The sequence below is a fragment of the Pseudomonas zanjanensis genome (genome assembly GCF_014268745.2).
GTDB classification, from domain to species: domain Bacteria; phylum Pseudomonadota; class Gammaproteobacteria; order Pseudomonadales; family Pseudomonadaceae; genus Aquipseudomonas; species Aquipseudomonas zanjanensis.
In genome coordinates, this window is the sequence record NZ_JABWRB020000001.1 from 293627 (window position 1) to 314061 (window position 20435).

18 protein-coding genes are annotated in these 20435 nt (G+C 61.6%); 5 read left to right on the top strand and 13 right to left on the bottom strand.

Annotation, left to right across the window (positions count from 1 at the left end):
- Nucleotides 1-54: 54 nt before the first annotated feature.
- Nucleotides 55-1182 (bottom strand): branched-chain amino acid ABC transporter substrate-binding protein, encoded by a 1128-nt coding sequence (locus HU715_RS01420; RefSeq protein WP_186708463.1) that lies wholly within the window; start codon nucleotides 1180-1182, stop codon nucleotides 55-57.
- A gap of 181 nt (nucleotides 1183-1363) precedes the next feature.
- Here HU715_RS01420 and HU715_RS01425 point away from each other — a divergent pair, with 181 nt between their 5' ends.
- On the top strand, nucleotides 1364-1525 hold the full coding sequence (locus HU715_RS01425) for a hypothetical protein (RefSeq protein WP_186708488.1): 162 nt from the start codon (nucleotides 1364-1366) through the stop codon (nucleotides 1523-1525).
- Nucleotides 1522-1827, top strand: a complete 306-nt coding sequence (locus HU715_RS01430) for a DUF2288 domain-containing protein (protein WP_053119051.1) — start codon at nucleotides 1522-1524, stop codon at nucleotides 1825-1827. Before HU715_RS01425 ends, HU715_RS01430 begins: the two co-directional genes overlap by 4 nt.
- A gap of 298 nt (nucleotides 1828-2125) precedes the next feature.
- On the opposite strand, the gene HU715_RS01435 is transcribed toward HU715_RS01430, so the two are convergent.
- A complete protein-coding gene (locus HU715_RS01435; protein WP_186708465.1) occupies nucleotides 2126-4303 on the bottom strand; it encodes a hypothetical protein in 2178 nt (725 codons plus the stop codon).
- Between the two features lie 360 nt (nucleotides 4304-4663).
- Between HU715_RS01435 and HU715_RS01440 the strand changes: the two genes are divergently transcribed.
- Nucleotides 4664-6013 carry a spinster family MFS transporter gene (locus HU715_RS01440; protein WP_186708467.1) on the top strand — a complete coding sequence of 450 codons (1350 nt, stop codon included), beginning with the start codon at nucleotides 4664-4666 and terminating at the stop codon, nucleotides 6011-6013.
- 138 nt (nucleotides 6014-6151) lie between these two features.
- Here the strand turns inward: HU715_RS01440 and HU715_RS01445 are convergent, their stop codons facing one another.
- Nucleotides 6152-7669 carry an MDR family MFS transporter gene (locus tag HU715_RS01445; RefSeq protein ID WP_186708469.1) on the bottom strand — a complete coding sequence of 506 codons (1518 nt, stop codon included), beginning with the start codon at nucleotides 7667-7669 and terminating at the stop codon, nucleotides 6152-6154.
- 69 nt (nucleotides 7670-7738) lie between these two features.
- Complete coding sequence (gene pobA, locus HU715_RS01450; protein WP_186708471.1) at nucleotides 7739-8929, bottom strand: 4-hydroxybenzoate 3-monooxygenase; 1191 nt, start codon at nucleotides 8927-8929, stop codon at nucleotides 7739-7741.
- Between the two features lie 175 nt (nucleotides 8930-9104).
- On the opposite strand from pobA, the gene HU715_RS01455 reads away from it, so the two are divergent.
- Entirely contained in the window at nucleotides 9105-9998 is an 894-nt protein-coding gene (locus HU715_RS01455; protein WP_186708473.1) for a helix-turn-helix domain-containing protein, read from the top strand.
- A 7-nt stretch (nucleotides 9999-10005) separates the two neighbouring features.
- On the opposite strand, the gene HU715_RS01460 is transcribed toward HU715_RS01455, so the two are convergent.
- The 6 genes from HU715_RS01460 to arcD (HU715_RS01485) form a co-directional block, all read right to left on the bottom strand.
- A complete protein-coding gene (locus tag HU715_RS01460; RefSeq protein WP_162843733.1) occupies nucleotides 10006-10182 on the bottom strand; it encodes a hypothetical protein in 177 nt (58 codons plus the stop codon).
- Nucleotides 10183-10471: 289 nt separating this feature from the next.
- Nucleotides 10472-10831 (bottom strand): DUF5064 family protein, encoded by a 360-nt coding sequence (locus HU715_RS01465; protein WP_186708475.1) that lies wholly within the window; start codon nucleotides 10829-10831, stop codon nucleotides 10472-10474.
- Between the two features lie 64 nt (nucleotides 10832-10895).
- Nucleotides 10896-11825 (bottom strand): carbamate kinase, encoded by a 930-nt coding sequence (gene arcC / locus HU715_RS01470; RefSeq protein ID WP_186708476.1) that lies wholly within the window; start codon nucleotides 11823-11825, stop codon nucleotides 10896-10898.
- 167 nt (nucleotides 11826-11992) lie between these two features.
- Nucleotides 11993-13003, bottom strand: a complete 1011-nt coding sequence (locus HU715_RS01475; RefSeq protein WP_186708478.1) for an ornithine carbamoyltransferase — start codon at nucleotides 13001-13003, stop codon at nucleotides 11993-11995.
- Between the two features lie 70 nt (nucleotides 13004-13073).
- Complete coding sequence (gene arcA / locus HU715_RS01480; RefSeq protein WP_186708480.1) at nucleotides 13074-14330, bottom strand: arginine deiminase; 1257 nt, start codon at nucleotides 14328-14330, stop codon at nucleotides 13074-13076.
- Between the two features lie 31 nt (nucleotides 14331-14361).
- Nucleotides 14362-15789: an arginine-ornithine antiporter gene (gene arcD / locus HU715_RS01485; RefSeq protein WP_217884302.1), complete on the bottom strand. Its 1428-nt coding sequence runs from the start codon at nucleotides 15787-15789 to the stop codon at nucleotides 14362-14364.
- A 369-nt stretch (nucleotides 15790-16158) separates the two neighbouring features.
- Between arcD (HU715_RS01485) and arcD (HU715_RS01490) the strand changes: the two genes are divergently transcribed.
- A complete protein-coding gene (gene arcD / locus HU715_RS01490) occupies nucleotides 16159-17586 on the top strand; it encodes an arginine-ornithine antiporter (protein WP_217884303.1) in 1428 nt (475 codons plus the stop codon).
- Between the two features lie 150 nt (nucleotides 17587-17736).
- Here arcD (HU715_RS01490) and HU715_RS01495 read toward each other — a convergent pair whose 3' ends face one another.
- The 3 genes from HU715_RS01495 to HU715_RS01505 all read right to left on the bottom strand — a co-directional run bounded on the left by HU715_RS01495 (nucleotide 17737) and on the right by HU715_RS01505 (nucleotide 20321).
- Nucleotides 17737-19083: a CoA transferase gene (locus tag HU715_RS01495; protein ID WP_186709239.1), complete on the bottom strand. Its 1347-nt coding sequence runs from the start codon at nucleotides 19081-19083 to the stop codon at nucleotides 17737-17739.
- A 35-nt stretch (nucleotides 19084-19118) separates the two neighbouring features.
- Nucleotides 19119-19559, bottom strand: coding sequence for a YbaN family protein (locus HU715_RS01500; protein ID WP_186709237.1), 441 nt, complete (start codon nucleotides 19557-19559; stop codon nucleotides 19119-19121).
- Between the two features lie 171 nt (nucleotides 19560-19730).
- On the bottom strand, nucleotides 19731-20321 hold the full coding sequence (locus HU715_RS01505; RefSeq protein ID WP_186709235.1) for a biliverdin-producing heme oxygenase: 591 nt from the start codon (nucleotides 20319-20321) through the stop codon (nucleotides 19731-19733).
- Between the last annotated feature and the right edge of the window lie 114 nt (nucleotides 20322-20435).

The following is a 20435-nucleotide window of genomic DNA, read 5'->3' on the forward strand; positions in this document are numbered from 1 at the left end:
AAACAAAGCCCACGGCACGCCGTGGGCTTTATTGGCAGTCAGTCAGGCCAGGCCTTACTGAGGCGAAGCTTCGGTTTTAGGTTTGCCGAAATGCCACTCGTAGACCACGAACTTGAAGTCCTTCAGGTCGCCGTTCTTGTCGAAGCTCAAGTCACCGGTAGGTGTCTTGAAGGTGCCGGCGTGGATGGCTTCAGCCACTTTGCCTGCGTCTTCGCTCTTGGCAGCCTTGATCGCGTCGGCGATCACGGTCACTGCGGAGTAGGACGGGAATACGAACGGACCGCTCGGGTCTTCTTTCTTGGCCTTGAACGCGTCAGCCAGGGCGACGTTGGCCGGATCCTGGTCGAAGGATTTCGGCAGGGTCACCAGCAGGCCTTCGGAAGATTCCTTGGCGATCTGCGAGATGGAATCGTTACCCACGCCTTCCGGACCCATGAACTTGGCCTTCAGGCCTTTTTCCTGGGATTGACGCAGGATCAGGCCCAGCTCCGGGTGGTAGCCGCCGTAGTAGACGAAGTCGACGTTGGCTTGCTTGAGCTTGGCGATCATCGAGGAGAAGTCTTTGTCGCCGGCGTTCACGCCTTCGAAGACGGCCACTTTCACGCCTTTGCCTTCGAGGGTTTTCTTCACGGCGCTGGCGATGCCTTCACCGTACTGCTGCTTGTCGTGCAGGACCGCAACGACTTTCGGCTTGACGTGGTCGGCGATGTAGTTGCCGGCCGCAGGGCCTTGGGCGCTGTCCAGGCCGATGGTACGGAAGATCATCTTGTAGCCGCGAGCGGTGATGTCCGGGCTGGTAGCCGCCGGAGTGATCATGATCACGCCTTCGTCTTCGTAGATGTCGGAAGCGGGCTGGGTGGAGCTGGAGCACAGGTGGCCGACCACGAACTTGATGCCGTCGTTGACGACTTTGTTCGCGACCGCGACCGCTTGTTTTGGATCACAGGCGTCATCGTATTCAACGGCGACCAGTTGCTTGCCGTCGACGCCGCCCTTGGCGTTGATCTGTTCGATGGCCATTTTCGCGCCACTGAACTGCATGTCGCCGTATTGGGCTACAGGGCCGGTTTTCGGGCCGGCGATGCCGATCTTGATGGTGTCGGCGGCAAACGAATGGCTGGCAACCCCGGCCAGAACCATAGCGGCAAACAGTTTGGAAATCTGCTTAGTAGCCTTAGTCATAGTGCTCCACTCATGCTGTTGTAGTTTTTATAGTCCTGGCGCCGTAGCAGCAGAACCGGGTCAGATATCTTGGATACCCTCGCGGAAAATGCCCCCGGCAACTGTACCGGTACAGTGTAGAGCGCCGATTGTTGGCAAGGGAAGCTGGCGCTTGGGGGCAAAACCTGGAGGTGTCGCTTAATTGAAAGAAAAAGACAGAATAGCGGCGGGGGTTGTCCGGTCGTTTCGGCAATCCTTGGCTTTCCTGCGCTTTTCAATCGGTGCTGCAATTGCTACCGGGTTTTTCTGCCAGACCACCGACGTTATCATTCGCGCCGATTTCTTTTCCGGACAGCTCCCATGAATCAAGAACCTAGCACCCTCTATGCCAAGCTGCTTGGTGAAACCGCATCCATCACCTGGAAAGAGCTGGAGCCGTTCTTTGCCAAGGGTGCCCTATTGTGGGTCGATCCGGCACTGGATCTGATCGCCGCCGCCGAGGCCGTGGCCCAGGACGAAGGTACCAAAGTCGCCGCCTGGCTGGCCGCCGACCAGCTCGCCAAGCTGTCTGAAACGCGGGCGCTGGATTTTTTGGAGCGCGATCCGCAGCTCTGGGCGGTGGTGGTTTCGCCCTGGATTATGATCCAGGAAAGGGCATCGAATTGATCGGCGCACCAAGTTGGTTCGCTCGTTGGCCTGATTGAAAGTGTGTAGGTGAGTAGCGTGATGTCAGCCTGCCGTGGCGAAACGCCACAGGGCAGGGTGACGTATACGTAACGGGAACAGTTCATTGAGCAGCCTTTGGGCTGCTCAATTGTTTCTGGATGTTGTCTCGGTGGTGTATCCAAGGCCGCCTTCGCGAGCAAGCCCGCTCCCACAGTGGACCGCGTTTCTTCAGAAAGAATGCGGTCCACTGTGGGAGCGGGCTTGCTCGCGAAAGGGGCAACGCGGTGCTGCGCCAGCCTCAATAAGACCTGCCCGTATGGTTATTAAGGGAAATAACCTTGGTCTTGCCAATCCGGTGACGATAGATCTCGCGCAGGTACTTGATGGATTTCTTCACGCAGTCGCGGGACAGGCGGATGTCGTTGATCGAGACGAACTTGTCTTTATCGTTGATCAGCTCACGGTACTTTTTCTCATACATCGGCTTGATCGCGTACCAGTTGGTGTCGAGGATCTTCGCCGGGTTCTCGAACTCATTGAGCAGTTCGTCGATGCGGGCTTCGTCGAAGTCTTCATTAATGATGAAGTCCAGGATCGAATTGTCCAGGGTCTCGTCGAAGCGGTACGGGGTGCGGGCGAAGCAGCGCTTGATGAACGCCACGATCAGGGTCAGGAAGTCATCCGACAGGCACGGGCTCTTGGCGATCAGGGTGGTCAGCGACAGGTTGGCCGAGGCGCCGATCACCAGCGCGTAGCGCTTGAGGGTGGTATTGGGGAACAGGCTGTTGAGGTGGGTCTTGAGCCGGTTCAGGTCCATGTAGGACAGCTTGTAATCCTTGGGCAACGAGACAATGGACACCACCGACGAGCAGTTCTTGAAGAAGTGCAGGTCGTGCAGCGCGGCGGCGTCATAGCCGGAGTTCTTGTACTGCTCCAACGAGGCACGGTAGCGCTTGGATTCGATGGGTAACAGGCTGATGCCTTCGATGGCCTGGGTGACTTTGTTGAAGTGCGGCAAGTCGATGGAGCGGAAGAACAGGTCGTCGATGTTCAGGCGCGGCGGCTCTTTTTCGAACACCTTGAACTTGTCGCCGCTCGGTGCCGGGGTTTCCGGGACGACGGACTCGGCGTAGGCAATCGCCACCGGGCCGGCCAGGCTCATGAACAGGTCGTTGGCATCCAGGCGAATGGTTTCGCCGATGTCGATGCCGGCGCGACGGAAGTAGTTCTGGTCGTAGTCGGTGGTGACGGCCTGGGCCGTCAGGATGTTGAAGATCTGCTGGGAGATGTACTGGTTGGCGTGCTTCTCCATGGCATTGACATCAATGTTCTGGATGTTGCCGTCATCGCTTTCTTCGGCGTAGCGCATGATGTCGTTGGAGATCAGCATCATCGCGTTCCACGGGCGAATGCGGCCCATGACGCTGGCTTCGCTGCTGTCTTCGTTGGCGAAGTTGTACGAGAAATCCCATTCTTCCGACAGGTACTTGCACAGCAAGCGTCCGGCGTTGATGTGCAGCGCCTCGGACATTTCGCTGCGATGGTCGGAAATGTTCGGCAGCACGCAGATGCCACTGGTGAAAATCGGCTCGAAGACGAAGGAATGACCGCTCTTGCTGTCGTGCTCGTCCATCGGCTTGGTGTCGAACGTCTTGTTCATATACGAGTACTGCTGGGCCAGGCCGAACTCCGAGGCCATGCCCGAACCGGTACCGCCGCCAGCGCTGAAGATCGAGAAATAGAGGCGCGACTGGTTGGCCTTGATGCCGCAGCTGTCGATCAGGTACGAGTGGATCATTTTCCAGTCGGGGCTGGAGAATCGCTGGGTGTCCTTGTTCAGGATGATCTTGGCCAGGTACTGGCCGAGGATCGGCGCGTTACCGGCACCACCGGCGTGGACTTCCGACAGGTCCATGATTTTCATTTTGCTGTAGTCGCGCAAAAAGCCGCTTTTCTCGCCCTTGCGCGAGAAACGGATGCGCCCGGCGATGTCCTTGTCCAGGTCGCCGAGCATGACCAGCGGTTCCACCAGGAATACCGGTTTGCTGGCCTTGCTGGTGCCCAGGCGCAGGTTGTTGCGGATCCACTGGGCGGGGCTGTAGCCCTTGTCGCTGTAGCCTTTGTCTTCGGCGTTGAATTCGTTGAGGTAGAACTTGCGGGCGTTGTACACCAGCTCGGCCACGTCCAGGGCGATGTTGGAGCCGCAGCGACCCAGGCCGATCAGGCACACCGACGGAAACTCTTGCTGGGCACGGTCGAATTCGTCGTCCACCAGGTGCGGTGGGCGCGGGAACACGGTGTCACGCAGGCCATCGAGGTTGTCGAGGATACGGTCGGTATTGGTTTCGGTGAAATACAGGTACTGCTGGGTCGACAGAGGGCGCGGAGGGGGCGACGGCTTCGAGACTTCAGGGCCGTTGGCGGCCGGGCTCAAGGTCAGATCGGATACCGCAGTGGCTGTTTTTTTTGAGGTCATTGTGCGCCATGTGCCTGAACTGGTGGCTCGACGAATGCGATCATCGAACCCTCGCGGATGGGAATTCGCGCCGGGATAAACGCGAAAAATCGGTCCAAGCGGTCAGGGCTGCAGCCTGAGCAGCGCTCGGGATAATCTTTTCCTGATCATGTTGAATCGGCCACCGAACCTCGATCTTTAACCAATAAAAGGCAAAATGATGGCAATTGTTGCAGGGTATTGACCGGCATCAAGAAATACGCCGCTTTCCATGGTCGGGTATCAGCCTTGCGAATAATTGGAGACAGGCCCCGTGCCGCTGTCTAGATTGCATAACCAGGCCACGGATCGTTGGCCCATAACAATAAAAGAGACGGACCCATGCAGAACTCGACCCAAGCGGCGAATGCCTGGCGCATTCTGTTCCTGTTGTTCCTGGCCAACCTGTTCAATTTCTTCGACCGCACCATCCCGGCGATCATCATCGAGCCGATCCGCATGGAATGGAGCCTCAGTGACTTCCAGATCGGCATCATCGGCACCGCGTTCACCATCGTTTATGCCATTGCCGGTTTGCCCCTGGGGCGCATGGCCGATAACGGTTCGCGCAGCAAATTGATGGGCTGGGGGCTTGCGGCTTGGAGCGGGCTGACGGCGGTGAACGGCCTGGTCGGCAGTTTCTGGGCGTTTTTGGTGGTGCGCATGGGCGTCGGCATCGGCGAGGCCAGCTACGCGCCGGCGGCCAACTCTTTGATTGGCGATCTGTTCCCGGCCCATCGGCGGGCGCGGGCCATGGGCATTTTCATGCTCGGGCTGCCGCTGGGGCTGCTGCTGGCGTTTTTCACCATCGGCGCGATGGTCAAGGCCTTCGACAGCTGGCGCGCGCCGTTCTTCATCGCGGCGGTGCCGGGGCTGGTGCTGGCGGTGTTCATGTTTTTCATCAAGGAGCCCAAGCGCGGCGCGGCGGAAACCGTGCAGGTGTCCCAGGAAAAGATCGACAAACCGGTCCGCCGGGTGCTGGCGATTCCGACCTTTCTTTGGTTGGTGCTGGCGGGGCTGTGCTTCAACTTCGCGACCTATGCCTGCAACTCATTCCTGGTGCCGATGCTGCAGCGTTATTTCCTGATGCCGCTGCACGAGGCGGCCGTGGCGACCGGGATCATGGTGGGCGTGACGGGCTTGTTCGGGCTCACCCTGGGCGGCTGGGTCGCCGACAAGATCCACCAGTGCGTGCCCAACGGCCGCCTGCTGTTTGCCGCGTTCAGCCTGGCGATTTCGACGGTCACCACGGCGTGGGCCCTGCATGCCGGGCGCATAGAAATCGGCGTGTTCGTGGCGGTGTTCAGCGTCGGTTGGCTGTTTGCCTATAACTTTTACACCTGCGTCTACACCGCGATCCAGGACGTGGTGGAGCCGCGCCTGCGCGCCACGGCGATGGCGTTGTACTTTGCCGGGCTGTATTTGCTCGGCGGCGGCCTGGGGCCGGTGGTGGTGGGCGGCTTGTCCGACTACTTCGCCCGCACGGCCATGGCGACCGCAGGCGCCCCGCAGATGACCGAAGCCTTCAAGGCCATCGGCCTGCATGACGCGATGTACCTGATCCCGGTGGCGTTGCTCCTGACCATGGTGTTCCTGTTCCTGGCGTCACGCTGCTTCGTGCGCGATGCCAAGCGGATGAAGGATGGGATGAGTGCAGTGGTGGTGCCCGAAGGTGTCGTGGCGACGGCCTAATGAGATTTTGTGGCGCCGATGCTTTTGTGGCGAGGGAGCTTGCTCCCGCTCGGTTGCGCAGCGACCGCACCATTTTTGGGGCCGCTTCGCGGCCCAGCGGGAGCAAGCTCCCTCGCCACAGAGGTGGTGTGTTGCAGGTTATCCAGCCTTGTCATCCCGCCCCCGCAACAGGCGATCAGGCATCGCTACCGCTGCGGCCAACCCCAGCAGCGACACCGCCGCGCTGATCAGCAGCAAATGCCGGAACGTCGCCTGCAACGCCTGGCGCAAGGCATGCTGCGCCTCGCCCGGGGCAGCGTTGAGGCCGTCGAGCAAGACGTTGCCGGAATGCCCTTCGCCGAGCGGCGACGAACCGGTGAGCTGGGCGAAGCTTGAATCCTGCAGCAAGGCCAGCAGCAACGCCGACATCAAGGCCACGCCCACCGCGCCGCCGAGGGAGCGGAACAGGTTGGTGGTGCTGGTGGCGACGCCGATGTCCTGTTGCTGCACGGCGTTTTGCGAACCCACCAGCGACGTGGGAAATTGCATGCCGGAGGCGATGCCGCTGAGCAGCATGAACAGGCTGCTGAGCCAGAACGCGTCAGGCGCGGTGAAGGCCATGCCGAGGATCGCGAATGGAAAGAGCAGGGCGCCGCTGAGGATCATCGGTTTGTAGCGCCCCGTGACCGAGGTTCGGCGGCCGGCGAAATACGCGCCAATGGGCAGCCCCATCGCCAGCGGCAACAAGTGCAACGCGGCGCTGTCAGCACCGGCGCCGGTCACGCTCTGGAAGCGCAACGGCACCAGCACCGTCAGGGAAATCGCCTGGAAACTGGTGAAGAACACCGTGCACCAGCACAGCACCGCGCTGCGGTTGACGAACAGGTGCATCGGCAGCAACGGTTCCCGGGCCCGGCGCTCGTGCCAGGCGAACATCCCCAGCGCTACCCCCGCGCAACCCAGCAACCCCAGCACTTCAGGGCTGTGCCAGGCATGGCCTTGGCCGACCTGGGTAATCCCCAGCAACAATGCTGTCAGGCCGATGATCAGCAACACGGTGCCCAGGTAATCGATGATCGGCGTGCGTTGCGGTACTGGCAGCCCGACCAGGGTGCGCCGGGCCACCCACCAGGCCACGAGGCCCAGTGGCAGGTTGATCCAGAACACCCAGCGCCACGACAGGTATTCGGTCATGTAGCCACCGAGCACCGGCCCGGCCACGCTGGCCACCGCGTACATGCTGCTGAAATACCCCTGGTAGCGACCCCTCTCCCGGGGCGGGATGATGTCACCGATGATCGCCTGGCTCACCGAAATCATCCCGCCGGCGCCGATGCCCTGGAAAATCCGCGCCAGTACCAGTTGTTCCATGTTTTGCGCCAGGCCACAGAACAGCGAGGCCAGGGTGAACAGGCCCATGCCGAACAACATCAGTGGTCGGCGGCCATAAAGGTCGCCAAGCTTGCCGTAGATCGGCACCGCCACGGTCATGGCGACCATGTAGCCGGAAATCACCCAGGCCAGCAGGCTGACGTCGGCGAATTGTGCGGAGATGGCCGGCATCGAGACGGCGACGATGGTCTGGTCCAGCGCACCGAGGAAAATCGCCAGCATCAGGGCAACCAGTACGCTGCGAATGGCCGGTTTTGGGGCTTGGAGCGTATTGAGCTGAGTCACGACAGAACCTGCGGGCGTCGCGCCAAAGAGGCGAATGGGATGAAGCCCGCAGTTTAAGTCGATAGGCGGCTATTCGATAGCCTCGTAAGGAAGCCCGACGTAATTTTCCGCAATGGTTTTTCGACCGGCCTCGGAGTCGAGGAAATACTCCAGTTCGGCTTCGCTGATGCGCTGGTTGAAGGCGTCGTCGTCGAAGCGGTGCAGCATCGACGTCATCCACCAGGAGAACCGCTCGGCTTTCCACACGCGTCGCAGGCAGATGGCCGAATATTGTTCCAGCAAGTCCACACGGCCGTCGCGATAGACCTTGAGCAAGATGTTGAACAGCGTGCTGACATCGCTGGCCGCCAGGTTCAAGCCCTTGGCCCCCGTCGGTGGGACGATGTGGGCCGCGTCGCCCACCAGGAACATCCGCCCATGCTGCATCGGTTCGACCACGAAGCTGCGCAGGGGCGCGATGCTTTTTTCGATGGAGGGGCCGGTCACCAGGGCGTCGGCCAGGTCGGCGGGCAGGCGGTTTTTCAGTTCACTCCAGAAGCGCTCGTCAGGCCAGTCGGCGACGTGTTCCTCGGCGGGGACTTGCAGGTAATAACGGGTGCGGGTCTTGGAGCGCATGCTGCACAGGGCAAACCCGCGGTCGTGCCGCGCGTAGACCAGCTCCTCGTGCACCGGCGGGGTGTCGGCCAGTACGCCGAGCCAGCCAAACGGGTAGACGCGCTCGAAGACCTTGAGCTTTTCCGCTGGAATGGACTGGCGGGCCACGCCGTGGAAACCGTCGCAACCGGCAATGTAGTCGCAGTCCAGGCGCCAGGTTTGCCCTTCGTGTTCGAAGGTCACGAAGGGATGCTCGGTTTGCATGTCGTGGGGCTGGGCGTCGCTGGCCAGGTACAGGGTGCGGGCGCCGGCGGCTTCGCGGGCGGCCATCAAGTCACGGGTGACTTCGGTCTGGCCGTAGACCATGACGTTTTTACCGCCGGTCAGGCCCTTGAGGTCGATGTGCACCCGCCGATCGTTGAGCACCAGTTCAAAGCCGTCATGGGGCAGGCCTTCGGCGTCCATGCGCTGGCCAACGCCGGCCTGGCGCAGCAGCTCGACCATGCCTTGCTCCAGCACACCGGCGCGGATGCGGCCCAAGACATAGTCCGGGGCCTGGCGTTCGAGGATGACAGTGTCGATCCCGGCGTTGTGCAACAACTGGCCGAGCAGCAGGCCAGAGGGGCCGGCGCCGATGATAGCGACTTGGGTCTTGAGGGTTTTCATTGTTCTTATGACTCGCACGAAGCACGCGACCAGGGTCGGTGTTGATTGTTATGGACCGAGTGCCTGCATTTTTCGCTTGCGGACCTGTCAGTTGAAGGGGAAAACTGAGCCGATACCTGTTCTTTTCGCCAATTGGTGCGATTATCGCCCGCAACCCCAGGCCCGGATCCACGTTATGAAAAAACCTGACCTGCCTTCGATCCCGGTGTTCAAGCTCTACGGTGAGAGCCAGGAATGGCCGACGCCGGATCTGCTGCACTGCGAGACCATCTCCAAGCGCAGCCGCGAGCACCAATGGGAAATCAAACCCCATCGGCACGCCGACCTGTGCCAGTTGCTGTTTGTCTTCAAGGGCCAGGCGGAACTGGAAATCGAAGGCCGGCGCACGCAACTCACCGAGCCGGCCGTGCAGATCCTGCCGCCGCTGTCGGTCCATGGCTTTCGTTTTTCCGAGGATGTGGAAGGTTACGTGGTGACGTTGGCGGCGCCGCTGGTCACGCACCTGCAAGCGCAGCTGGGGCATTCGGTCAACGTGCTGGCCCAGGCCGAAAGCTACCCGGCCCTCGAGAATGCCGAGTACCTCAACAGCCTGTTCAGTGCCTTGCAGAATGAGTACATGGGCCATCAACCGGCCCGGGAAATGCTCATGCATGCCCTGGTCAGCGTGATCATGGTCTGGGTCAGTCGCCAGGTGATGCAGCGCCACACCCAGGCCCAGCGCCCGCAACGGGCCCGGGAGTACCTCAACGGTTTCATTCAGTTGGTGGAAGAAACCTATCGCGAGCACGTCAAGGTCGAAGACCTGGCCCATCGCCTGGGCATTTCCGTGTCGCACCTCAACGGCACCTGTCGTGAACTGGCGGGTCAACCGGCGTTGCAGATCATGCATGAGCGCCAGTTGCTGGAAGCCAAGCGCCTGCTGACCTACACCGGCATGACCATCTACGAGATTTCCGAACTGCTCGGGTTTTCCGACCCGACCAACTTCACCCGGCTGTTCCGCCGGCGCGTCGGCATCTCGCCCAAGGCGTTCCGGGACCGGCTCAAGACCGATCAACAGGAAGACTGACCACGCCTCAGCGCAGGGCGTTCAGGGTTGCGCTGTGGGGGATGCAGCGTTCGAAGTTGCAGCTGGCGTATTCACGGGGCAGTTGCCTGGCCTGCTCGACCCGGTAGGCCGCCGTGCCATACAGCGCAAGCGTAGCGGCGCAAGTGACGAAAATGGCGAGGCGTCTTCTTGTTTTGATGTTCATGGCGGTGACCTCTGAACGAATACCCGGGGGTACTGTATTCAGCATAGGTCAGCTATAGCGAGTTGCCAGCCAGGCAGGTCTTGTGTGTAACCCGATATTCAGAACACTGATATTCCCCTGTTGGGCCCAGGCTTCAGGCTGAAGCCCTGCTTCATTGTGGCGAGGGAGCTTGCTCCCGCTCGGTTGCGCAGCGACCGCAAGAGCTTGGGGCCGCTGCGCGGCCCAGCGGGAGCAAGCTCCCTCGCCACAGGTTCATTTCATGTCAGGAATGGCAGCGTTTCCCAGCCAGTTATTCCAGGTGCTCCGGCTTCATCGGGTCGCCCGGCTTGACGTCCAGTTGGTGGCGCACGTCTTCGAACATTTCGTCGTAGTACTTGTGCATCGAACCGATGCTGGCAGCCTTGGGCAGGCCGTATTTCTGGGCGATGCGCGTGGCATGGCGGGCGAAGTCGAAGGCCTGGTCCTTGGCCAGGAAAAAGGTTTCGTCCAGGGTTTTTTCTTCCACCGTGCCGTGCAGTTGGAACGACATGCCCGTCTCGCCCTTGTCATTCCGATCGAGCTTGTAGTCGATGCACAGGTTGTAGCTGAAATCATCCTTGTTCAGCGCATGGCGTTCCATGTGCAGGTGACCGGGTTTGAACGTGGCCATAAACGACTCTCCTTCGAAGGCATGGAGAACGGCAGACACCGTGCCTGCCGCATAAGTTTTCCCGTTAGCGATAAACAATGCCCGGCGTCGCCGTGCTGATGCGCGTGCCGGCGGTGCCCTGGACGATAGCATCGATGTCCGACAGCGACCCGATCACCGCGACCTTGCCGGTGTTGCGCGCGAATTCACAGGCGGCCTGCACTTTCGGCCCCATGGAACCGGCGGCGAAGCCGAGCCGTTCCAGTTCGTCGGGATGGGCCTGGGCGATGGCTTTCTGGGTCGGCTTGCCAAAGTCGATGAACGCGGCGTTGACGTCGGTGGCGATCACCAGCAGATCGCTTTCCAGCTGTTCAGCCAGCAGCGCCGAGCACAAGTCCTTGTCGATCACCGCTTCCACGCCTTGCAGCTTGCCGTCGGCGTCGTACATCGTCGGGATGCCGCCACCGCCGGCGCAGATCACGATACTGCCTTTTTCCAGCAGCCATTTGATCGGGCGGATTTCAAAGATGCGCTTGGGCCTGGGGCTGGCGACCACGCGACGGAACTTGTCGCCGTCCGGGGCGATGGCCCAGCCTTTTTCAGCGGCCAGTTCCTGTGCTTCTTCCCGGCTGTAGACCGGGCCGATGGGCTTGGTGGGGGTTTGGAAGGCCGGGTCGTTGGCGTCCACTTCAACCTGGGTCAGGAGCGTGGCGAAGGGGACTTCGAAGTCCAGCAGATTGCCCAGTTCCTGTTCGATGATGTAGCCGATCATGCCCTCGGTTTCGGCGCCGAGCACGTCCAGCGGATACGGCGTGACCGAGGTGTAGGCCGCCGCCTGCAGCGACAGCAGGCCGACTTGCGGACCGTTGCCGTGGGCGATGACCAGTTGGTTGCCGGGGTGGATCTTGGCGATCTGTTCGGTCGCGGTGCGGATGTTGCTGCGTTGATTGGCTGCGGTCATGGGTTCACCCCGACGCAGGAGGGCGTTACCGCCCAGGGCAACGACGATGCGCATGGTGCTGTCCTTTAAAAAATGGATCGAACGACGCAGTCCAACTGTGGGAGCGGGCTTGCTCGCGAAAGCGGTGTTACAGGCAATATTTATCTGGACTGATACACCGCTTTCGCGAGCAAGCCCGCTCCCACATTGGATCGCATTCCTACATGGGGGCGGGCTAGGGTTTAAATATCCGCCAACGCCGCCACCAGGATCGCCTTGATGGTGTGCATGCGATTTTCCGCCTGCTCGAAGGCGATGTTGGCCGGGGATTCGAACACCTCCTCGGTCACTTCCACGCCGTTGGCCAGGTTCGGGTAGCGTGCGGCGATGTCCTTGCCGACCTTGGTTTCACTGTTATGGAACGCCGGCAGGCAGTGCATGAATTTCACCCGTGGGTTGCCCGAGGCCTTCATCATCTGCGCGTTGACCTGGTAGGGCAGCAATTGCTCGATGCGCTCATCCCAGGCCTCCACCGGCTCGCCCATGGACACCCAGATGTCGGTGTGGATGAAGTCCACGCCCTTGACGGCTTCCCTCGGGTCTTCGGTGATGGTCAGGCGGGCGCCACTTTCGGCGGCGAAGGCCTGGCACTGGTCGATGAAATCCTGGTGCGGCCACAAGGCTTTTGGCGCACCGATGCGCACGTCCATGCCCAGCTTCGCGCCGATCATCAGCAACGAATTGCCCATGTTATAGCGGGCATCGCCCAGGTAGGCGTAGCTGATGTCATGCAGCGGCTTGTCGCTGTGTTCGCGCATGGTCAGGGTGTCGGCGATCATTTGGGTCGGGTGGAATTCGGCGGTCAGGCCGTTGAACACCGGCACCCCGGCGAACGTGGCCAGCTCCTCGACGATCTCCTGCTCGAAGCCACGGTATTCGATGGCGTCGAACATCCGCCCCAGGACCCGGGCGGTGTCTTTCATGCTTTCCTTGTGGCCGATCTGCGACGACACCGGGTCGATGTAGGTGACGTGGGCGCCCTGGTCGTGGGCGGCGACTTCGAAGGCGCAGCGGGTGCGGGTCGAGGTTTTCTCGAAGATCAGCGCGATGTTCTTGCCCTTGAGGTGCGGCTGTTCGGTGCCGGTGTACTTGGCACGCTTGAGGTCGCGGGACAGGTCCAGCAGAAAGTGCAGCTCGCGGTTGGTGTGGTGCATCAGGCTCAGCAGGCTGCGGTTGCGCATGTTGAACGCCATGGTGTGGATCTCCTCTGGTGTAGGTTATCCCCGAGACCGATTTTGGATAAGGAACGGCCCCGGCTCGAAGTCAGTAATCGATCGGGTCGCGGATGATCGGGCAGGTCATGCAATGGCCACCGCCCCGGCCCCGGCCCAGTTCGCTGGCGCTGATGGTGATGACTTCCACGCCGGCCTTGCGCAGCAGGGTATTGGTGTAGGTATTGCGGTCGTAGCCGATCACCACGCCCGGTTCCACCGCCACGACGTTGTTGCCGTCGTCCCATTGCTCGCGTTCGGCGGCGAAGCTGTTGCCGCCGGTTTCCACGACTCGCAACGCGGGTAGCTTGAGGGCGGCGGCCACGGTGTCGAGGAAGCTGCCGTCCTCGCGGCGCACGTCGATGCCGCCGGGCTTGCTCTCGTCAGGGCGCAGGGAGAAGGCGACGATCTGGCTCACCACTTCGGGGAATACCGTGACCAGGTCGCGGTCGCAGAAACTGAACACGGTGTCCAGGTGCATGGCGGCCCGGGATTTCGGCAAGCCGGCGACAATCACCCGTTCCACCGCCTTGTGCTTGAACAGGTTCAGCGCCAACTGGCCGATGGCCTGGCGGGACGAGCGTTCGCCCATGCCGATCAACACCACGCCGTTGCCGATGGGCATGACGTCGCCGCCTTCAAGGGTGGCGTTGCCGTGGTCCTGGTCCGGGTCGCCGTACCAGACCTGAAAGTCCGCGTGGGTGAACTCCGGATGGAATTTATAGATGGCGCTGGCCAGCAGGGTTTCCTGTCGGCGCGCCGGCCAGTACATCGGGTTCAAGGTCACGCCGCCGTAGATCCAGCATGTAGTGTCGCGGGTGAACTGGGTATTGGGCAGCGGCGGCAGGATAAAGCTGGAGTGCCCGAGAAAGTCGCGGAACATCTGGATAGTCTTGCCACCGAAGCTGTCCGGCAGGTCATCGGCCGAGACGCCGCCGATGAGGAATTCGGCGATGTGGCGCGGTTCCAGGCTGCGCAACCACGAACCGACTTCATTCACCAGGCCCAGGCCCACCGAGTTGGCGGTGATCTTGCGCTGGAGGATCCAGTCCAGGGCTTCGGGGATGGCGACGATGTCGGTCAGCAGGTTGTGCATTTCCAGCACGTCGATGTCACGCTCGCGCAGCTTGGTGACGAAATCGAAATGGTCGCGCTTGGCCTGGTTGACCCAGATCACATCGTCGAACAGCAGCTCGTCGCAGTTGTTCGGGGTCAGCCGCTGGTGGGCCAGGCCTGGGGAACAGACCATGACTTTACGCAGTTTGCCGGCTTCGGAATGAACGCCGTACTTCACTTTTTCCGTGGTCATTACACATCCTCCCGTTAAAACAATCAGCCAACTACAAGGTCAGGAAGCCGTCGTAGAGCCCGTAGGCGGCCACGAGGGCGCCTGCGACCACCGCGGCGAAAATCAGCTTCTCGACAGAGGTGAAAATCGGTTTGCCCAACTCGCGCTTGGCCTTGGCAAACAGGATCGCGCCAGGGGCGTAGAGCAGGGCGGAGAGCAGCAGGTACTTGATGCCGCCGGCATACAGCAGCCACACCGCATAGATCAGGGCGATGGCCCCGATGACCAGGTCCTTGCGCCGCTCGGCCGCGAAGCCTTCATAGGTCTCGCCGCGCACCGCCAGCAGCAGCGCATAGGCCGCCGACCAGAGGTACGGCACGAGGATCATCGAGGTGGCGAGGTAGATCAGTGACAGGTAGGTGCTGGCCGAGAACAGGGTGATGACCAAAAACAGCTGGACCATCGCATTGGTCAGCCACAGGGCGTTGGCCGGTACGTGGTTGGCGTTCTCCCGGCGCAGGAACTCGGGCATGGTGTGGTCTTTGGCGGCGGCAAACATGATCTCGGCGCACAGCAATACCCAGGACAGCAGGGCGCCGAGCAGCGAGATGATCAGGCCGACGCTGATCAGCACCGCACCCCAATGCCCAACGACATGTTCCAGCACGGCGGCCATGGACGGGTTCTGCAACTTCGCCAGTTCAGGCTGGGTCATGATGCCCAGGGACAGCACGTTCACCAGCACCAGGAACAGCAGCACGGTGATGAAACCGATGACGGTGGCCTTGCCGACGTCGCTGCGTTTCTCGGCCCGGGCGGAAAAAATGCTCGCGCCCTCGATGCCGATGAACACCCACACGGTGACCAGCATCATCTTGCGCACCTGGTTCATCACGCTGCCCAGGTCCGGGTTCATCGTGCCCCAGATGTCCCGGGTGAAGATCTCGAGCTTGAAAGCGAACAGGGCGATCAGCACGAACAGCACCAGCGGCACGATCTTGGCGACGGTGGTGACCAGGTTGATGAACGCGGCTTCCTTGATCCCGCGCAGCACCAGGAAATGCACCGCCCACAGCAGCACGGAGGCGCCGATCACCGCCGCGACGGTATTGCCTTCACCAAAGATCGGAAAGAAGTAGCCCAAGGTGCTGAACAGCAGCACGAAGTAACCGACGTTACCCAGCCACGCGCTGATCCAGTAGCCCCAGGCCGACGAAAAACCCATGTAGTCGCCGAACCCGGCCTTGGCATAGGCATACACGCCGCCGTCCAGATCAGGCTTGCGGTTGGCCAGGGTCTGGAACACGAAGGCCAGGGTCAACATGCCGACGGCGGTGATGGCCCAGCCGATCAGCACCGCGCCGACATCGGCACTGGCCGCCATGTTTTGTGGCAGGGAAAAGATTCCCCCGCCGATCATTGAGCCGACGACCAATGCGACCAACGCACCCAATCGAAGTTTTCCGGGGGTATCAGACATATGCGAGACTCCAATGCAGGAGAAGAGAGTCAACAGACTAAGTCGATTTGAAAGTTAATTAGCTGATCTGGATCAGTGCATGACAACATTCCATTGTAATGAAGAACTTAAAGCGTCCGTTGGCGTGTTTAGATGCACAAAAAGCCTATTCCAGAGGCTTTTTGCAGGGGCGCTGGGTGATTGCGTTTCCGTAGGATATTCACGCTAGTTGATTTCCACTGAGCCGCAACTATTTTGTAGGTGGCTGTCCTGGTATTTTTATTTAGCGCCATTGAATAGTGGCTGATAAATAAGACAACGGACTTTGCAATGCGCGCGTTATTCAAAAACGCTATCGGCTTTTATTTAATTATTAAATAGCGAGGGGAAATGTCGCCACCGACTGAAAAGTTGCCACTGGGCGCGTTGGTCGCACTGGTGGTGGGGTCGATGATCGGTGGTGGGATCTTTTCCCTGCCGCAAAACGTCGCGGCTAGGGCCGATGTCGGTGCGGTACTGATCGGCTGGGCCATCACCGCTGTCGGCATGCTCACCCTGGCTTTCGTGTTCCAGACCCTGGCCAATCGCAAACCGGCATTGGACTCGGGCGTGTATGCCTACGCCAAGGCCGGGTTCGGTGACTACATGGGCTTCTCGTCCGCCTGGGGTTACTGGATCAGCGCCTGGATGGGCAATGTCGGTTACTTCGTGCTGCTGTTCAGCACCTTGGGGTATTTCTTCCCGGCGTTTGGCCAGGGCAACACGCCGGTGGCCATCGGCTGTGCATCGTTGCTGTTGTGGGCCGTGCATTTCCTGGTGTTGCGGGGCATCAAGGAGGCGGCGTTCATCAACCTGGTGACCACCGTGGCCAAGGTCGTGCCGCTGTTGATGTTCATCGTCCTGGCCGCCGTGGCCTTCAAGGCCGAGGTGTTCACCCGCGATATCTGGGGCGCGATGAGCCCGGACCTGGGCAGCGTGATGGACCAGGTGCGGCACATGATGCTGGTCACGGTGTTCGTGTTCATCGGTATCGAAGGTGCCAGCGTGTACTCGGCGCGGGCACAGAAACGCGCGGACGTTGGGCGGGCGACGGTGATCGGTTTCCTCGGTGTCCTGGCGTTGCTGGTGCTGGTGAATGTGTTGTCCCTGGGAGTCATGAGCCAGCCGGAATTGGCGCAGTTGCAGAACCCGTCACTGGCCGGCGTGCTGGAGCACATTGTCGGGCCTTGGGGCGCATTGCTGATCAGCCTGGGCTTGGCGGTGTCATTACTGGGGGCGCTGCTGTCCTGGGCGCTGCTGTGCGCCGAGATCCTCTACGCCACCGCCCGGGACAAGACCATGCCGGCATTCCTCACCAAGGAAAATGCCAACCATGCTCCGGTCAATGCGCTGTGGTTGACCAATGGCATGATCCAACTGTTTTTGCTGATCACGTTGTTTTCCGCCGGCACCTACACCAGCCTGATTTATCTGGCCTCATCGATGATCCTGATGCCGTACCTGTGGTCGGCCGCTTATGCGGTGCTGCTGTGCGTCCGTGGGGAAACCTACGAACGAGCCTCGGCCCAGCGCATGAAAGACCTGTGCATAGGTGGCGTGGCCCTGTGCTACGCGGTGTGGCTGCTGTACGCCGGCGGGTTGAAATACCTGCTGCTGTCGGCGTTGTTGTATGCACCCGGAGTGATCCTGTTTGCCCAGGCCAAGTGGGAACAGGGACAGCCCTTGTTCACCGCTGTGGAAAAAGGTGTTTTTGCCTGTGTGCTATTTGGCGCGGGTGTAGCGGCGTATGGGTTATACAGTGGGTTTTTGGCGTTGTGAGGTTCACCGTAATGCCGAGGCGAACCCTTGTGGCGAGGGAGCTTGCTCCCGCTGGGCTGCGCAGCAGCCCCCAAAAAAATAGGGCCGCTACGCGCCCCAGCGGGAGCAAGCTCCCTCGCCACAGGGGGCCGTTGAAACTGCTAGTGCATGTCACCACCGGGCCCGATGCGCCCCCAGTTCAGCTGCCGGCAAGGTCCATTGCAGCGGCGTCCCGGTGATTTTCAAGGGCACCTGCAGCCGGTGGGCTGGCCCCCATGGCGTCTGTTCGATCACCAGGCCCTGATCATCCTCGGCCTCGGCTCGCAATGGGCTCGAGTCCCCTGCGCCACGCTCGATCAACAGCTTCGCCGTGCGTGCCAGTGACAGACGTGCCGAGCCGCCATGGCCCGTGTGCAGGCGCCGGGCCAACAGCACCAAGGCGCTGGCCGCCAGCAGATAGCCGGTGCCGTGGTCCAGTGCTTGCACGGGCAGCGGTGTCGGTTTGTCGGTGTGTTTCCACGCCATGCCGGCTTCGGCAATGCCACTGCTCATCTGCACCAGGCTGTCGAAGCCGCGCCGGTTCTGCCAGGGGCCGCTCCAGCCGTAGGCGTTGAGGCTGACGTCGATCAGGCCCGGAGCCAGTTTACTGCGCTGTTCGGCGCCGTAGCCCAGGCGTTCCAGAGCGTCGGCACGGTAGCCGTGCAGGAGGAGGTCGGTGTCCTTGAGCAATGCCTCGAACGCCGCGCGATCATCGGCTCGATGCAGGTCGAGGCGGGCGCAGCGTTTGCCCAGGGTGACTTCCGGGACCACGCCGGGTTCGTTCCAGGTTGGCGGGTCGATGCGCAGCACGTCGGCCCCGAGGCCGGCGAGGAAGCGGCTGGCGACGGGGCCGGCCAGTACGCGGGTCAGGTCCAGGACCCTGAGGCCCGCCAGTGGCTGGGTCACGGAGCCAGGCCAGGGTTTCTGCTGTCCTCCAGTCGTTTCACTCAGATGCACCAGCGGTTCGGCATTCACTGCCATGCCTTGAGGGTGAGTTTGCCAGGCCTGCCACGAACGCATCTGGGCAGCGCAACCGCCGGCGTCGACCACGGCTTGCTCCAGCTCGGCCTTGTTCCAGCGGGTGACCCTGGCCGCCATGTCGGCGCGGTCGGTGCAGGTGCCGAGGACTTTTTCCGCCGCCAGGCGATGATGCGGCGCGTTGGTGTGCAGGCGAATCCAGCCGTCGGCGCAGGCATAGTCGCCGGCCACCGGATCCCACATCGGCGGCACGCGCCAGCCGATGGGGCGTAGGGAGGTGGCGAACCAGAACGATGCCAGGCGTCGGTCGACTTCGACGGGGGGCAGGCGGCCGGTCTGCTGGTGGATGAGCTCGGCGGTGGCTTGGCCGGCTGCGGCGATGCTGGCGCTGGCCAGCTCCGTGACGGCGAACGCCGAGGGCAGGGCGCCTTCGCCGCTGAAGGTGATTGGGGTCGTGGGCAAGCCGAGCGCGGCTTGCATGGATGTGAGTAGATCTGCCATCGAAAGCCCCTCCTGAACCAGAGGGCGAGCATAGATCAAAAATCCGTTGGGGGCCGCTTTGCGGCCCAGCGGGAGCAAGCTCCCTCGCCACGAATACCTCGCGCTTGTTCCGGTCGCGACCAGATCCACAGGTTGCCAAGGCCCATGCCGGCGAGCGCCAGGTAGACCGGCCAGCCGTGGTCGAGCATCACCAACATCAGCCCGGCACACAGCAGCATGCTGGCGCTGGCACCGACCTTGGCCCGGCGCGGGATGACCTTGCCGTTGCGCCAGTTGTGCAGCATCGGCCCGAACAGCCGATGGTTCTCCAGCCAGGCGCTCAGGCGCGGCGAACTGCGGGTCGCGGCCCAGGCGGCCAAGAGGATGAACTCGGTGGTCGGCAGGCCAGGCACGACGATGGCGACCAGGCCGATGGCCAGGCTGGTGTAGGCGAGCAGGGCGAAGAGCAGTTGGGTGAGTTTCGACGGATGGTTCATCAGCGTTTTTCAGTCATACACATTTCCTGTGGGAGCGGGCTTGCTCGCGAAGGCGGTATATCAGCCAACATAACCGTTAACTGACCCACCGCCTTCGCGAGCAAGCCCGCTCCCACACTGGTTTCTGGGTGGACTGCAAGATATGCATCCACCCTAGATTCCTTGTGCGAATCAGGCCAACTCGGTCTCGTAAGCCTGTTCCAGCAGCACCGTGAAGCGGTTAAAGGCATCCAGCGCGCCTTTGTCCGCCTCGGCTTCCTGTTGTTCGGTGAAGGTCAGGCCATCGAGGGTGCGGGTGAAGGTTTTCCAGCCTTCGGCACGCCCGCCGTCAGGTTCGGCCAGATGCCGGGCGCCGAAGGTTTCGCTCAGCCCCAGGCCTACGGCACGCTTGATCAGGAAGGCGGCGCCGAGCTTCGAGCCTTCGGAGACGAACAGCCAGCCCAGGGCTTCGGCCTGGGTCGGGTTTTTCACCGCACCGGCCACCGGCCCAGGGACTTCGGTGTCCAGGTCGGCGAGATCCGCCTTGGCTGCGTCGGCACGGCAGCGGGCTGGCAGGTCGGGGATCAAGGCGGCCAGTTCGGCGTCGTTGTACAGCGCCACCAGTTCCGACTGGAACAGGTACTGGGCGACGACGAAACGGGCGAAGCTGGCCGGGGTGTCGAACGGCGCATGGGCCTTGACCAGCGCATCGAGCTTGCCGTGGGGCTCGTGGGTGATCTGGTTCAGGCGTTGGGAGCGTGAAGCGGGGCGTTGTGTGGTCATGAAAAAATTCCTTCGAGTTGGAACATTGTGGCGAGGGAGCTTGCTCCCGCTCGGTTGCGCAGCGACCGCAAGTTCTTGGGACTGCTGCGCAGTCCAGCGGGAGCAAGCTCCCTC